General features: G+C 31.6%; 12 protein-coding genes. 10 read left to right on the forward strand and 2 right to left on the reverse strand.

All coding sequences use genetic code 11. From position 1 onward, the window contains the following. Positions 1 to 46 precede the first annotated feature (46 nt). The 5 genes from cca to npdG all read left to right on the forward strand — a co-directional run bounded on the left by cca (position 47) and on the right by npdG (position 5,389). Positions 47 to 1,519, forward strand: coding sequence for a CCA tRNA nucleotidyltransferase (gene cca / locus MRU_RS04970; protein WP_012955789.1), 1,473 nt, complete (start codon positions 47 to 49; stop codon positions 1,517 to 1,519). A gap of 238 nt (positions 1,520 to 1,757) precedes the next feature. Further along, entirely contained in the window at positions 1,758 to 2,222 is a 465-nt protein-coding gene (locus MRU_RS04975; RefSeq protein ID WP_012955790.1) for a MarR family winged helix-turn-helix transcriptional regulator, read from the forward strand. Positions 2,223 to 2,403: 181 nt separating this feature from the next. Continuing rightward, positions 2,404 to 2,817 (forward strand): hypothetical protein, encoded by a 414-nt coding sequence (locus tag MRU_RS04980; protein ID WP_012955791.1) that lies wholly within the window; start codon positions 2,404 to 2,406, stop codon positions 2,815 to 2,817. Positions 2,818 to 3,123: 306 nt separating this feature from the next. Then, positions 3,124 to 4,062, forward strand: a complete 939-nt coding sequence (locus MRU_RS04985) for a 3-hydroxyacyl-CoA dehydrogenase (RefSeq protein ID WP_012955792.1) — start codon at positions 3,124 to 3,126, stop codon at positions 4,060 to 4,062. Positions 4,063 to 4,705: 643 nt separating this feature from the next. Continuing rightward, positions 4,706 to 5,389 carry an NADPH-dependent F420 reductase gene (gene npdG, locus MRU_RS04990; RefSeq protein WP_012955793.1) on the forward strand — a complete coding sequence of 228 codons (684 nt, stop codon included), beginning with the start codon at positions 4,706 to 4,708 and terminating at the stop codon, positions 5,387 to 5,389. A gap of 167 nt (positions 5,390 to 5,556) precedes the next feature. Here npdG and MRU_RS04995 read toward each other — a convergent pair whose 3' ends face one another. Next, positions 5,557 to 7,053: a transposase gene (locus MRU_RS04995; protein WP_012954927.1), complete on the reverse strand. Its 1,497-nt coding sequence runs from the start codon at positions 7,051 to 7,053 to the stop codon at positions 5,557 to 5,559. 352 nt (positions 7,054 to 7,405) lie between these two features. Here MRU_RS04995 and MRU_RS05000 point away from each other — a divergent pair, with 352 nt between their 5' ends. The 3 genes from MRU_RS05000 to MRU_RS05010 all read left to right on the forward strand — a co-directional run bounded on the left by MRU_RS05000 (position 7,406) and on the right by MRU_RS05010 (position 9,500). Further along, on the forward strand, positions 7,406 to 8,308 hold the full coding sequence (locus MRU_RS05000) for an SLAC1 family transporter (protein WP_012955794.1): 903 nt from the start codon (positions 7,406 to 7,408) through the stop codon (positions 8,306 to 8,308). A gap of 95 nt (positions 8,309 to 8,403) precedes the next feature. Continuing rightward, positions 8,404 to 8,913: a nitroreductase family protein gene (locus MRU_RS05005; protein ID WP_012955795.1), complete on the forward strand. Its 510-nt coding sequence runs from the start codon at positions 8,404 to 8,406 to the stop codon at positions 8,911 to 8,913. A gap of 65 nt (positions 8,914 to 8,978) precedes the next feature. Beyond that, complete coding sequence (locus MRU_RS05010; RefSeq protein ID WP_012955796.1) at positions 8,979 to 9,500, forward strand: nitroreductase family protein; 522 nt, start codon at positions 8,979 to 8,981, stop codon at positions 9,498 to 9,500. Between the two features lie 93 nt (positions 9,501 to 9,593). Here the strand turns inward: MRU_RS05010 and thpR are convergent, their stop codons facing one another. After that, positions 9,594 to 10,169, reverse strand: coding sequence for an RNA 2',3'-cyclic phosphodiesterase (gene thpR / locus MRU_RS05015; protein ID WP_012955797.1), 576 nt, complete (start codon positions 10,167 to 10,169; stop codon positions 9,594 to 9,596). A gap of 952 nt (positions 10,170 to 11,121) precedes the next feature. On the opposite strand from thpR, the gene MRU_RS05020 reads away from it, so the two are divergent. Continuing rightward, complete coding sequence (locus MRU_RS05020) at positions 11,122 to 11,922, forward strand: 2-amino-3,7-dideoxy-D-threo-hept-6-ulosonate synthase (RefSeq protein WP_012955798.1); 801 nt, start codon at positions 11,122 to 11,124, stop codon at positions 11,920 to 11,922. A 174-nt stretch (positions 11,923 to 12,096) separates the two neighbouring features. Then, the gene (locus tag MRU_RS05025) at positions 12,097 to 13,227 is read left to right on the forward strand and encodes a 3-dehydroquinate synthase II (RefSeq protein WP_083777638.1); all 1,131 of its coding nucleotides are present in this window, start codon (positions 12,097 to 12,099) and stop codon (positions 13,225 to 13,227) included. The last annotated feature ends 201 nt before the right edge of the window (positions 13,228 to 13,428 follow it).

The following is a 13,428-nucleotide window of genomic DNA, read 5'->3' on the forward strand; positions in this document are numbered from 1 at the left end:
AATAAGAATCATAATTTAAACTAGATAAACTAAAGGAAAAATTACAATGAACTATGAATTTATACTAAATGATTTAAGGCCATCTCAAGAGGAGATTGATGCAGTAAACAAGACAACAGAAAAAGTGATAAGCTTTTTAAATAAGACCTGCAAAGAGGAAAATATTCCAGCACAGGCTTTTGCAGTAGGTTCAGTTGCTAAAAACACTTGGTTGAGTGGCAAATCAGATATAGACATATTCATACGTTTTCCTTTAAAAACTGATGAGGCAGTGCTTAAGGAAAAGGGCCTATATCTTGGATATAAAACAAATGATGCATTAAAAGGAAAGGCATCAGAGCATTATGCCTCACATCCTTATCTGACCTGTTTAATAGATGGAATCGAAGTGGATATAGTTCCTTGCTATTGGATTGAAGATGGTAGCCAACTTAAATCAGCAGTGGATAGAACCATCCTCCACACCAGATATATACAGAAACACTTAAAGAAGTCCCAAGAGGATGAAGTATTGCTTTTAAAGAAATTCATGGATGCCGTTGGCACATATGGCTCTGAATTCAAGACAGGTGGTTTTGCAGGCTATCTATGCGAATTGCTCATTCTAAAATACAGCACCTTTGAAGAGACCCTTAGACAGGCTCAGGATTGGAAGTTCCATACCAAAATCGATTTGGAAAACTATGGAACCTCAGACAATAAGCTCTTTAAAAATGACCCTCTTGTTTTCATTGACCCAACAGACAAAAACCGTAATGTAGCTGCAGCTTTAAGAATAGAGAGAATGCTTGATTTTATAATAGCCTCTAGAAACTACATCAATCTAATTGACAGCTTAGAGGATGCCGATGAGAACATAATAAAAGAAAAAGTCTTAAAATACTTCAGCCCACTTCTTAAGGAGAGATTCCAGGACAAATCAGTTAAAGAAATATCAGATGACATATTGGATGAGTTTAAAGACCGAGAAACTCAAACTTTAGTCATCAGTTTCCCAATTCCAGAAATGAATGCAGATGCTCTTCATCCTCAGCTTTTAAAGACAGTTGAATCAATATCCCATAAGCTGGAATCTGAAGACTTTTCAGTTTATAGCTATGACTATTGGACTGATGAAAAAAATCTCGTCATCTTCATAATTGAGCTAAATGTATTCAAGCAAAGCAAATATTACGTTCATGAAGGTCCTAAGGTTTGGAATAAGCTTGCATTTAATAACTTTTCAGCCAAATGGTCCCAAGAGTCTCTATATCATAAAGGGGAATTCATTGTCTTTGACAGGGAGCGTCAATTCGTTACAGCTAAGGAATTGGTTAAACACTTGCTTGAAAAGGATAATATTCATGAGATTAAGGTTGGAAAGAATTTAAGAAAAGCTATTAGCAGCACCCATACCCTTTGTGAGATTGATGAGTTTTTAGAAAATATTGATCAATTCATTTGTGATGAAGCAGATCAAAGGGAGTTTTTAAATACTTTAGATGATTTATTAAGGCCAGGCCAGTATCTTAAAAGGTAATCAGTCTTAAATGTTTTTTTTTTAAATTCAATGGCTTTTAAATATCTTTTAAAGTCTATTTAACCCATATTCTTTTTTTTAATCTAATCTTTTAAAGTCTATTTATCTTTTTTAAGTTTAAATCTTTAAATTTCTCTTTTATTTTCCCTTTTTTATCTTTTTTTAAGCATCTTTTTTATTTTCATCTAAGTTCTTAAATGAGTTATTTTTAAATAATTGATTAAATATATATTAATTGATGAATACTGAAAAAGAATTTAATACGACTGTTTATAATTATGACCGTTTAGGAGACCTTTTGTTTATTTTTCAAAAGAACCATAAGACCTATCTTAATAATCTCTTGGCAGAGTATGACTTAAATTTGATACAGGTATTGTGCATTTTAAAAATAGATAGTGAAGAGAATCTTAATCAAAAGGACTTATCAGATAGTTTATATCTAACAAAAGGAGCCATAACCAAAGCCATAAAGAAATTAGAATCTAATGGCATAGTCATAAGGGAGAAATCCCCTATCGATAAAAGGCATAATGTGCTTGCTTTATCAAAGAAAGGAGAGGATCTTATTCCAATCATAAATGACATAAATCAAGATTGGGAAAAGAGAATGGGTTTGGATGAGCTTTCTCCTGAGTTTTTAAAGACTTTTAAGGCCTTGGCTTTTAAATCAGCTGAGTTGAATAATGAAAAATTAGTTTAAATATTTCCTTCTTCATTTCAGTTTATTTTTGATTTTTAACGATATTTTTATTCTTTTTAATTATCTTATAATTTATATCCTTTTTTTAATTAATTATTAAATTAATACTTAACGAAATTTAGAAATGTTTATTTTTTAGTTTATTTAAAAATAGTACTATAATAATTAAGGAGGAAAATCAATGAAATTTAACAAGAGTTTAATTGCAATTTTTGTAATTTTGATTGTTGCTTTCAGTTCCATATCTGTCATTGCAGCGGAAGATGCAGAAGATGACAATCCTTATCATAATGGTGCTGTAATGAATGAACAGGAACCTGGATCTGGTGAAGATGATGACAATCCTTATCATAATGGTGCTGTAATGAATCCACAGGAACCTGAATCTGAGGATGATGACAATCCTTATCACCACGGTGCTCTTATGAATCCACAGGAACCTGGTTCAACAGATGATTCTCAAGCAGCAGGTTCATCTCAAGCAGATAGTTCAAATAAAGTAGCTCTTAGCAAATATCCTACTGGAAATCCATTAGTAGTTTTATTAATGTCCCTTTCCATCATTGGACTTGGTACTTTAAGAGTTAGAAAATAGGTTTATAATCTTTTAAATCTATTTTTTTTTATTTTTTTTTATCTTTTTTTGATTTTATCTTATTTTTCTGTTTTTTTTCTATTTTGAATATAACTTATTTTAATTCAATTTCAATTTTAATTCTTAAGTCTTTTTTTTAGCATATAATATGTTCATTTAGTTTTTTCAAATATTTATCTAATTTTATTCAATTATTTTAAAATTATTTAATAAGATTTAAATATTTTAATCAATAAAATAGTATACAAGTAAACTAATATATTTTAATAAATAGCATAGTTTATTATTGATTTTCTGGTGATTTAAATGAGCATAAAAAAAGTAGTTGTAGCTGGTGGAGGAGTATTAGGCAGTCAAATTGCTTATCAATCTGCATTCTGTGGATTTGATGTAACAGTTTGGCTTAGAAGCGAAGGTTCAATCGAAAGGGCAAAACCTAAGTTTGAAAGGCTCTTGAACATCTATTTAAGTACACTTGAAGCAATGAAGACTGATAAGTCTGCATATTGCAGAGGTTTAAGCAAAACAGCAGACCTAAGTGATGAGGAAATTGACAGCTTAAAGGAGCAGGCTCAAAAGGCTTTTGATAGCTTGACACTTACTACAAGCTATGAAGAAGCAGCTGATGATGCAGACCTTGTCATTGAAGCAATTGCAGAAGACCCTAATCAAAAGATAGCCTTCTATGAGGAATTGAGAAAATACCTTCCAGAAAAGACAATTCTGGTAACAAACTCATCTACCTTGCTTCCAAGCATGTTTGCTGAACACACAGGACGTCCTGAAAAGTATCTTGCATTCCACTTTGCAAATAACATCTGGGCTCAAAACACTGCTGAAGTGATGCCTCATCCTGGAACCAAACAGGAATACTTCGATGCAATTGTTGAATTTGCAGAGGACATCAATATGGTTCCGATTAAGGTATTGAAGGAACAGCCAGGCTATGTATTGAACTCTTTGCTGGTTCCATTCCTATCTGCAGGTCAGGCATTATGGGCAAATGAGGTTGCAGATCCTGAAACAATCGACTTGACTTGGAGGCTTGCTACAGGTGCACCTAACGGTCCTTTCCAAATATTGGATGTCGTTGGGCTTGTAACAGCATATAATATTGTAATTATGGATCCTAGGTCAAATGACCCTGAGACAACCCAGGGAAAAATAGCTGCAAAGCTTAAAGAGAAAATAGATGCTGGTGAAACAGGTATCAATGCAGGAAAAGGTTTCTACGAGTATGGATAGGCCTTTTTATTAATTTTTTCTTTTTTTTAATTCTCTTTTTTTATAATTTTTTTCTTATTTTTTTTTCAATTCTTTTTTTCCTTTTTTTAATTCTCTTTTTTTATAATTTTTTTCTTATTTTTCTAATTCTCTTTTTTTATAATTTTTTTCTTATTTTTTTAATTCTCTTTTTTTATAATTTTTTTTCTTATTTTTTTAATTCTCTTTTTTTATAATTTTTTTCTTATTTTTTTAATTCTTTTTTTTTAATTTTTTTCAATTCTCATTTTTTATAATTTTTCTTCTTAATTTTTATTCTTTTTATATTTTTTTAAATAATTATTACTCATTTGTTTAAACTATTGATGATTTTTATTCTATTGGGATTTTGCTAATAATTATATCGATTTTATTAAACTGTCCTATTTTTTTCTAATTTAATGACTATATTATTTTTTTTCAAATATTAAATTTTACAAAATTATATAAAATTAATAAAATATTAATCAAATGTTCATTAAAACTTATTTTTTACTAAACATTACAAAGTTAAACAATAAAAAATTTAAATAAAAAGAAAGATTTATAAATATTTTCTTATATAAATAAGAATAACGAATTTTTATAGATTTTATATAAATTCTGATATTTTAGGAGATATACTATGATAGTTAGTGTAATTGGTGGAACTGGTCCACAAGGTTTAGGAATTGCTCTTAGATTAGCAATTGAAGGTGTAGAAGTTATTGTTGGTTCTCGTAAAGAAGAAAAAGCATTAGATGTTGTTGCAGAAGCAAAAGAAAAATATGCAGACTATGACTTAAACATAAAAGGTTTAGCTAACGAAGATGCAGCTAAAGAAGGTGACATCTTAATCCTTACAGTACCTCTTGCAGCACAAAAGCCAACTGTTGAAGGAATTAAGGAATTTTGTACTGACAAGATTGTATTAGATGCTACTGTACCTTTAGAAACTGCAATCGGAGGTAAACCATTCAGATTCATAGACCTAATGGAAGGTTCCGCAGCAGAACGTACTGCAAGCATTCTTGATGGAACCGGAGCAAAAGTTATCTGCGCATTCTGTAACATAAGTAACTCTCACTTATCCAACATTCCAGAAGACATTGACTGTGACTGTTTGATTGCCGGAGATGACAAGGAAGCTAAGGAAATTGCAGCAGAGCTCATCAACAAGATTCCAGGTGTCAGAACAATCGACACAGGAATTTTAGAAAAATCCAGAATCATTGAAAAGATCACTCCACTTTTAATTGGATTAAACATAAAATACAAATCCCATTACGGTGGTCTTAGAATTACTGGAATTCCTAAATTGGATGAATAAGTCAAACTTTTAAAAAAAGTTTGATTAAAATTTTTATTTATTCATTCTTTTAATTTCTTTTTTTTTATTCATTTTTTTTATATTTTAATTTACAGGTCTAATTTTCATAATCAGTCTTTTTTTCTTAATTATGGGTGTCCGCCAAAATAAAATTTTGACAACACCAGTTAAAATATGGTTGCTCTGACCTCTAATTTCTCTTGGACAGAAATTTTCTCACAGAAATCAACTATATCTTCTTTATCATTTTTTATTTCTTGTTCTAAGTTAAATAATCGTATTAAATTATAAGCCACGGCATCTAATAGTATTCTTTCTTCTGTCTTTGTTTTTCCTATCACTACTTCGCTTTCTATATGGAATTGTTCCTTTAAAATGCCAAAAGGTCCTTCGACAGATGACCTTTTTGCATATTCTTCCTTATATTCCTCTGTTTCCATTTTTTCCCACATTGCTTTCTTTAAACTTCCGCCATATTCGGTGATTGTTCTGTGGGTTTGGGTGGATGAAAGGCAGTTTTCACGGCAATTGCAAGCCTTACAAGCACCATAATTGGAATATAAACGCTTAATTTTGTCTGGCTTGTCCAAATCATCATTTTTTTCAGTGTATTTGTTGAAAAAATACATTATTTGGCCTTCTGGACATTCAAATGCATCAATTTCAGGGAAGTATTTGAAGTGATCCTTGTGATATGGGTTCTTGTTCAATCTTCCGATTTTTTCCTTGGATTGCTTTCTATCTGGTATAACTCCATTTATTTGATTATCTGCAAGATATGATAAGCTTTCTTCATTCAGATAGATTGTATCTGCCAATACGAATCTTGGTATTACGTTTGTGTTGTTTATTGCCTTATCTACGATTTTTGGCAATTGGTAATGGTCTGTAGGGGCTTGTACGACGTTTATTGCACAAATCATTTTTGTATCGTAATCGACTGCAGATTGGATATTATAGCTTATTTGTGAGTTTCCTTTCTTGCTTTTCATCCAACGTGCTTCTATGTCGGTTACTGGCACTGATTTTTGACCAGACAGTGTGAATTGTGTTTTAATGTCATCCAAGAGGTATAATTTTTCTTGGTTGCTGATTTTTTTATTTTCAAGAATCTCTCGGGCCGGTTTATGGAGTTTATCTAGCTCTTCCTGACTTACACGGCCTCCTTCGAAGTAACGGGTTAATATTTCAGTTTCTTTTTCTGTGATCACTTTATTTTTTGAATTGTATGCTTTTTTGATGGTTCCGTCAATGGAAACTTCGTTGAAATCAGTGTAATCCACATCTGAAGCTTTTTTTAAGGTTGCTTTTAACAATTCATTGTAATATTTGCCGTATTTTTCTCTGTATCGTTGTAATGATCGTTCTGAAGGACAAATTCCATTTCCAACGAATTTATATACGTCATGATATTTTACCATGTCTGCTAAGAATCTCATACTATCAATATGCTCGATTTTAGCATAAATAAGCAATTTTAACATCTCTTTCACAGGAAAACTGTCACGCCCTTTCTTCTTTTTATTTTCTTTGATTCCTAAAAGAGGATAATATTCGTCAATGAAATCCACAACAAAACGAGAAATATGATCCTCTGGAATGTTAAAATCTAAAGTTCTAATGCCTAATTTTATTTGTTCTTCATCAGGAATTCTTTTAACCATAAATAACACCAAAATATTAACCCTTTGTTGATATTATTTATGTTTAAAGTAGTATATAAAGTTTACTATAATATTATTGCTTTATTTCATATTTAAAGAATAATTAACAAGTAAAAAATTTTTTCAAGGTGCAAGCACCAAAATTAAAAGAAAACAATAGAAAAAACATCGAATTTTAAAAAAATAACTAAAATAAATAACTTAAAAAATTGAAAATTTTAAACTTTTTTAAAAAAATAGCTTTTTGGCGGACCCTCTTATTTTTTGTTTTTTAGGTTTTAATCTATTACAGATTCAAGGATTCATTAATTTATTCAAAACTTTTATTATCCTCTTTTCTTAAACTAATATTATGAATATTATAAAAAATCTGCCTTTGGCAATAACCGGATTGATATTGGCCATTCTTTCACTTGGAAAGATATTCGCTGATTTCAGCGCCATATTCTTCATAATCGGCTCTATTTTAATATTTATGGTATTGCTAAAGCTTGTTTTTCATTTCAATGACTTTTTCAATGAGCTGAACAATCTGATTCCATTAAGCACATTCGGTACATTCTCAATGGCTCTTATGCTTTGGAGCACATATCTAAAGCCCTTATTCCTGCCATTGTCACAAGATATTGCCTTTGTGATATGGATTTTAGGAATAATAATTCACCTATCCATTATTTTGTTCTTTACAAACAACTATGTGCTTAACAATTTCAATATTGAAGATGTCTATGCAACTTGGTGGATCGTCTATATTGGAATTACCATGGCTGCAATTACAGCTCCAGCCCATGGCCTCTCAAAATATGGATTCATTTTCTTTGGAATAGGATTTATATTGATGATACCAACATTGGTTCTGGTCTCCTACAGATACATTAATTTTAAACAAATAGACGATCAAAATAAGCCATTCATTTGCATTTATGCTGCAATTTTATCAATCCTTATTGTAGGATACGTGAATGCTATGACAATAAACGGCACTTTTCTAAGCATTATCTACATAGGGGCAGTTATTTTTTATATTTTTGCAATAATTCAAGCATTCAAGTTTATAATAATTGAAAGATTGAAGTTTATGCCAAGCTTTTCAGCCTTTACATTTCCATTTGTAATAAGCGCAATAGCTACAGGGGAGGCCTATAAGTTCTTTGGACTTGATATTTTGAATTATCTCTTTTATATTCAAGCGTTTATAGCTTTGATTTTAGTAATATTTGTATTGTATAATTATTTGAAGTTTTTAATGAACTAGGAGAGTTAAAATAAATAAAATAAATAAAATAAGTTAAAAGTTAAATTAACAAAACAAGGGCTATTATTTCTTTGATAAAATTTTAGGGTGTTTAAATGAATGCAATATTTAAAAGAAAAAGCATAAGAAAGTTTTTAGATAAGCCAATAGAAGATGAAAAGATAGAAAGGCTTCTAAGGGCAGGAATGCAGGCTCCATCTGCCATCAATTCACAGCCATGGGAATTTATTGTGGTCCGGGATAAGGATTCCATAAAGACAATAGAGAATATGAGCCTCTATTCAAAGCCTGCCAAAACATCAACCTGCTGCATAATCACATTATTCAACAAAAAATACACTGATAAGTTTGATGATTACTGTTGGGTTGAGCAGGATATGGGAGCATGCACTGAGAATATACTATTGCAGGCAGTTGAAGAAGGCCTTGGGGCTGTATGGCTTGGAACATATCCTAATGAGGAAAGGGTGAATTATCTTAAAGAGCATTTTGATATTCCAGATAATGTTTATCCTTACTCTGTCATTGTTTTAGGATATCCTACAGAGGATTATCATGGAGAAAGTCGTTTTGATGAAAGCAGAATACATTATGAGACTTATTGATGGTTTGTTTATTTTTAATAGCTTATTTTAAGAAAATAATTTTATTTTATAATTAAGGTGATTTTATGGATTTATTAGATGTGATGCTTAAAAGAAGAAGTGTAAGAAGATATACAGATGAAGAGATTCCGGAAGAAAAGCTAAATAAAATATTGCAGGCAGGTATGCTTGCTCCAACAAGCAGAAACAGAAAGCCTTGCAGTTTTCTTCTTATAAATGATAAGGATTCCTTGGTGGAATTGGCAAATTCTAAAGAGCATGGTGCAGAGCTCTTAAAGGGTGCAAAGCAAGCTATAGCAGTAATTGCCAATCCAAATGTATCAGACACTTGGATTGAGGACTCCTCCATTGCACTTGCATTCATGCATCTAATGGCTGCAGAGCAGGATGTCGGAAGCTGCTGGGTTCAGATGCATCTTAGAAAGTCTAAGGATGGCCAGTGGTCTGAGGAACTTGCAAGAGAGATTCTTGGGCTTGACGACTACTTTAGAATAGTTGGCATATTGGCTCTTGGAATGGCTGATGGCCAGCCTAAGCCACATAGCCTTGATGAAATTGACTTAAATGATGTGCATATCTTGCATTAAAATTAAAAATTATGTTATTAGATGAAAATAAAGTAAATTTTGACTTTTTCCAAGTCATCTTTTATTTTTTAACAGATTTAAATTTAAATTGACTTATTCCAAGTCAAACACTCTTATATTCTCATAAATAGGTCCTTGAGGTGTCAATGTGCTCTTTTTAAGACATACCCTATTCACTGTCATGGATCCTATTTTTATATTCTTATTCTTTTCAATCACATCCCTTATCTCATTCTTGTTTTTAGGGCTTTTTACCCTTCCTATTGTAAGATGTGAAATGTAGTTTCTCTCCTTTTTGAATCCAAGCTTTTTAAACTCTTTATCAAGCTCCTTTTGAAGGTCTGTTATCTTGGAATCCTTATCTATTCCAAGCCAGAGAACCTTTATTACCTTCTGATTTGGAAAGCATCCGCAGTTTTCTATCTTAAGTTCAAATGAAGAATAGTTCTTTATTATCTTTTCAACTGCACCACTTATGTCCTCTACTATATCCTCATCGATGTTTCCAAAGAACTTTAATGTAAAATGCATGTTTTCAGCGGGAACATACTTGATCTTGGTGTCTGTCTTTTTAAAATCCCCTTGAACGTCTAATATTGGTGGCACTAGGCTTTCGTCAAGTTCAATTGCTAAAAAGCTTCTGATTGTCTCTTTTTCATTTGCTTTCATCAAATTCCTCATTTTTCTTTTTAGATATCTATATGTTTGTTTTAGTTTAATAATCTATATGTTTTGTTTATCGTATTTTTTCTTTTTTAATCTTGATTTTCCTTTAAAATTATTTTGAACAAATATTTTTATATGATTTCTAATTTCTTTTTATATTTTATCTTTTTTTCTTAAAAAGCGAATATTTATATATAATAGAAGAGAAATAAAAAATCAAAGGAGAGAATTAGTCTCTCCATTTGATTTGGAGATACAAACTAATTGTGCTTATCATCAATGAGATAATAGGCATTAGAGTTTGTATCTCTTTCTCCGCTATAATATATATCACCCCCTATAACAGTTTTAGGATAAATTCCTTGGAAAGTTCCCTTTAGGATTTAATCCCTTAGGAAAGATTCTTCAGAAAAAATCCATTCTAAACTTGCTACAATATTATTCTGTTTTTTTCTTTATATATGGATTTTGAGAGCATTTGAAAAGTATTATTGGCTAATTTTAATGTATAGTTTACTATTTAAAATTTTAAGTGTTTTGGTTTACTATTTATAATATATAGTTAATTTACTGCCTTTTTTTAATCATTTTTTTACTATTTATTCCATATGGTTTACTTTGGTTTTGGTTGGTTTACTATTTATTTTATATAGTTTACTTGGATTAGGGTCAGTTTATTATTTATTTCATAGGGTTTACTTTAATTTGAATAATTTTTTTCTTTTTCCATCATTAGATTTATATAATAAAAACTATAAATTATATTCATAGCATAAAAAAATACAACAATGTATAAAAATATACATCAGATAACATTTTTTTATAGTTTTATCACCGGTTTTAAAATAAAAAACCGGATAAAACAATAGTTTTAATAAAGATTATCTATATAATTTAAAATGTTATAAAAATTTTAATATAATTATTTTATAAAAAAATATAGGAGACTAATCTTATGACAACAAATATAGGTAAAAGAATTCGTTTAGAAAGAATTTTCAATAGAAAAACCGGAAGAACCGTAATTGCTCCTATGGACCATGGAGTGTCCAGCGGACCAATCAAAGGTATCATAAATATGGATAAGACCATTGAAGAAATCTCCCAAGGTGGAGCCAATGCAGTATTGATGCATAAGGGTATTGTAGAGCAAGGACACAGAGGATACGGAAAGGACATAGGACTTATTGTCCACTTGTCAGCAAGTACCTCCCTCAGCCCTGATCCAAACAATAAGGTAACTGTAACAACTGTTGAAAAGGCAATTCAGCTTGGAGCAGATGCAGTGAGCGTACACGTTAACATAGGCTCTGAAAACGAACCTGAAATGCTAATGGAACTTGGAGAAATCTCTGAAACCTGCAGCTACTGGGGAATTCCTCTTCTTGCAATGATGTACCCAAGGGGACAGAAGGTAGAGAACGAACACGATGTTGAAATGGTAAAGCATGCTGCACGTGTAGGCTCTGAACTTGGCGTAGACATTGTCAAGACCAATTACACCGGTGACCCAGACTCATTTAGGGAAGTTGTGGAAGGAGCATTGGTTCCTGTAGTAATTGCTGGGGGTCCTAAGATAGACACTGATAGGGAACTTTTAGAAATGGTAAGAGATTCTCTTGAAGTGGGAGGAGCAGGTGTAGCATTCGGAAGAAACCTTTTCCAAGCTCAAGAACCTGGAAAGATCACTAAAGCAATTTCTGAAGTAGTTCACAATGATATGGATGTAGAAGAAGCTTTAAAAATCCTCAAATAAATTTATGGATTGAAATTAAATTTAGATTTTAAAATTTCAAAAATTTATGGATTGAAATTAATTTAATTTTTTATTTTAAAACTTCTTAAATAATTTTAAGACTGAAATTTAGTCTTTATGGAATTAGAAATTAATTTATATTTATTTTTTATAAAAATCAAAGGAGATTAACCATTGCCAAATAAATTCGCTTGGATTATGTCCCCGAAAACATCATGGGACGATAAGAAAGAATTAATCACAACTGCACTTGAATCAGGAATAGACCATGTTCTTGACCTTGAAGACAGTGAAAACATTAGAAAGGTAGGTAACTTTAACATCATTTCCACAGAGGAAGACGCTGATGTATATTTAGTTGGAATAGACGGTGAAGGAGACGGCACCCTTGAGCTTAAAGACAATCTAAATGAGTCATCAGACTTAGCAAAAGCAAAGGAAGCTAAAAACAGTGGAAAGACAGTATGTGCCTATATAATCATTACAGACAAGCTCCATGAGCAATTGGCTGTAGTCTTAGGTAAGGTTGTTGATTATATAATCCTTGTTGGAACAGACTGGACTGTAATTCCTCTTGAAAATATCATAGCAGATCTTCAGAAGGAAGACGTCAAGCTTCTTGCTGCTGTTAGCAATGCAGATGACGCTCAAGTTGCAATGGAAACATTGGAAGTGGGCACTGACGGTGTCATATTTGAAGCACGTGACTTTGCACAGATAAAGGACATTGCAGGTCTGATAGACGAGCTTTCAACTGAAAGCTATGAATTAAAGGACTTGACAATAACCAATGTTGAGCCTGTAGGCTCTGGCGATAGGGTCTGCATCGATACAACAACCATGATGAGACCTGGAGAGGGAATGCTTATCGGCTCATATTCAAAGGCTATGTTCTTCATCCATAGCGAAAGCCTTGAAAGCGAATATGTGGCATCAAGGCCTTTCAGAGTGAATGCAGGTCCTGTGCAAGCTTATGTTATGGTTCCAGGTAACAAGACACGTTATCTCTCTGAGCTTGTAACTGGCGATGAAGTCTTAATCGTTGATAAGGATGGAAAGACCAAGACATCAATTGTCGGCAGATCCAAGATAGAAAAAAGACCTTTGCTCCTTTTGGAAGCGGAATATGATGGCATGAAGATAAAGTCATTAGTTCAGAATGCTGAAACCATAAGATTAGTCGATGAGAATGGAGAGCCTATTTCTGTTTCTAATTTGGAGAAGGGAATGAAAGTCAAAGGATTTATTGACGACAGCGCCAGACATTTTGGTATGGCGATTGATGAGCAGATTATTGAGCAATAAACTCAAGCTTTTCCGGGCCTTCGGCCGCAAACCTTGACCAAAATTTTTATCTCTACTTTGCTTTATATCGTCTTTTCTTTTTTTAAAACTTTATTAGAACTTATTTTTTTTAAATATCTATTTTATTTTTTCTTTTTTTATTTAACTTTATTATAACTTATTTTTTTAAATATCTATTTTATTTTTTCTTTTTTTATTTAA

The organism is Methanobrevibacter ruminantium M1, from assembly GCF_000024185.1.
Taxonomy (GTDB): domain Archaea; phylum Methanobacteriota; class Methanobacteria; order Methanobacteriales; family Methanobacteriaceae; genus Methanobrevibacter; species Methanobrevibacter ruminantium.

What these genes read in the sequence shown, in the direction of transcription:
- cca (WP_012955789.1), top strand. Translation starts at nt 47, where the DNA reads ATGAACTATGAATTTATACTAAATGATTTAAGGCCATCTCAAGAGGAG.
- MRU_RS04975 (WP_012955790.1), top strand. Translation starts at nt 1,758, where the DNA reads ATGAATACTGAAAAAGAATTTAATACGACTGTTTATAATTATGACCGT.
- MRU_RS04980 (WP_012955791.1), top strand. Translation starts at nt 2,404, where the DNA reads ATGAAATTTAACAAGAGTTTAATTGCAATTTTTGTAATTTTGATTGTT.
- MRU_RS04985 (WP_012955792.1), top strand. Translation starts at nt 3,124, where the DNA reads ATGAGCATAAAAAAAGTAGTTGTAGCTGGTGGAGGAGTATTAGGCAGT.
- npdG (WP_012955793.1), top strand. Translation starts at nt 4,706, where the DNA reads ATGATAGTTAGTGTAATTGGTGGAACTGGTCCACAAGGTTTAGGAATT.
- MRU_RS04995 (WP_012954927.1), bottom strand. Translation starts at nt 7,053, where the DNA reads ATGGTTAAAAGAATTCCTGATGAAGAACAAATAAAATTAGGCATTAGA.
- MRU_RS05000 (WP_012955794.1), top strand. Translation starts at nt 7,406, where the DNA reads ATGAATATTATAAAAAATCTGCCTTTGGCAATAACCGGATTGATATTG.
- MRU_RS05005 (WP_012955795.1), top strand. Translation starts at nt 8,404, where the DNA reads ATGAATGCAATATTTAAAAGAAAAAGCATAAGAAAGTTTTTAGATAAG.
- MRU_RS05010 (WP_012955796.1), top strand. Translation starts at nt 8,979, where the DNA reads ATGGATTTATTAGATGTGATGCTTAAAAGAAGAAGTGTAAGAAGATAT.
- thpR (WP_012955797.1), bottom strand. Translation starts at nt 10,169, where the DNA reads ATGAAAGCAAATGAAAAAGAGACAATCAGAAGCTTTTTAGCAATTGAA.
- MRU_RS05020 (WP_012955798.1), top strand. Translation starts at nt 11,122, where the DNA reads ATGACAACAAATATAGGTAAAAGAATTCGTTTAGAAAGAATTTTCAAT.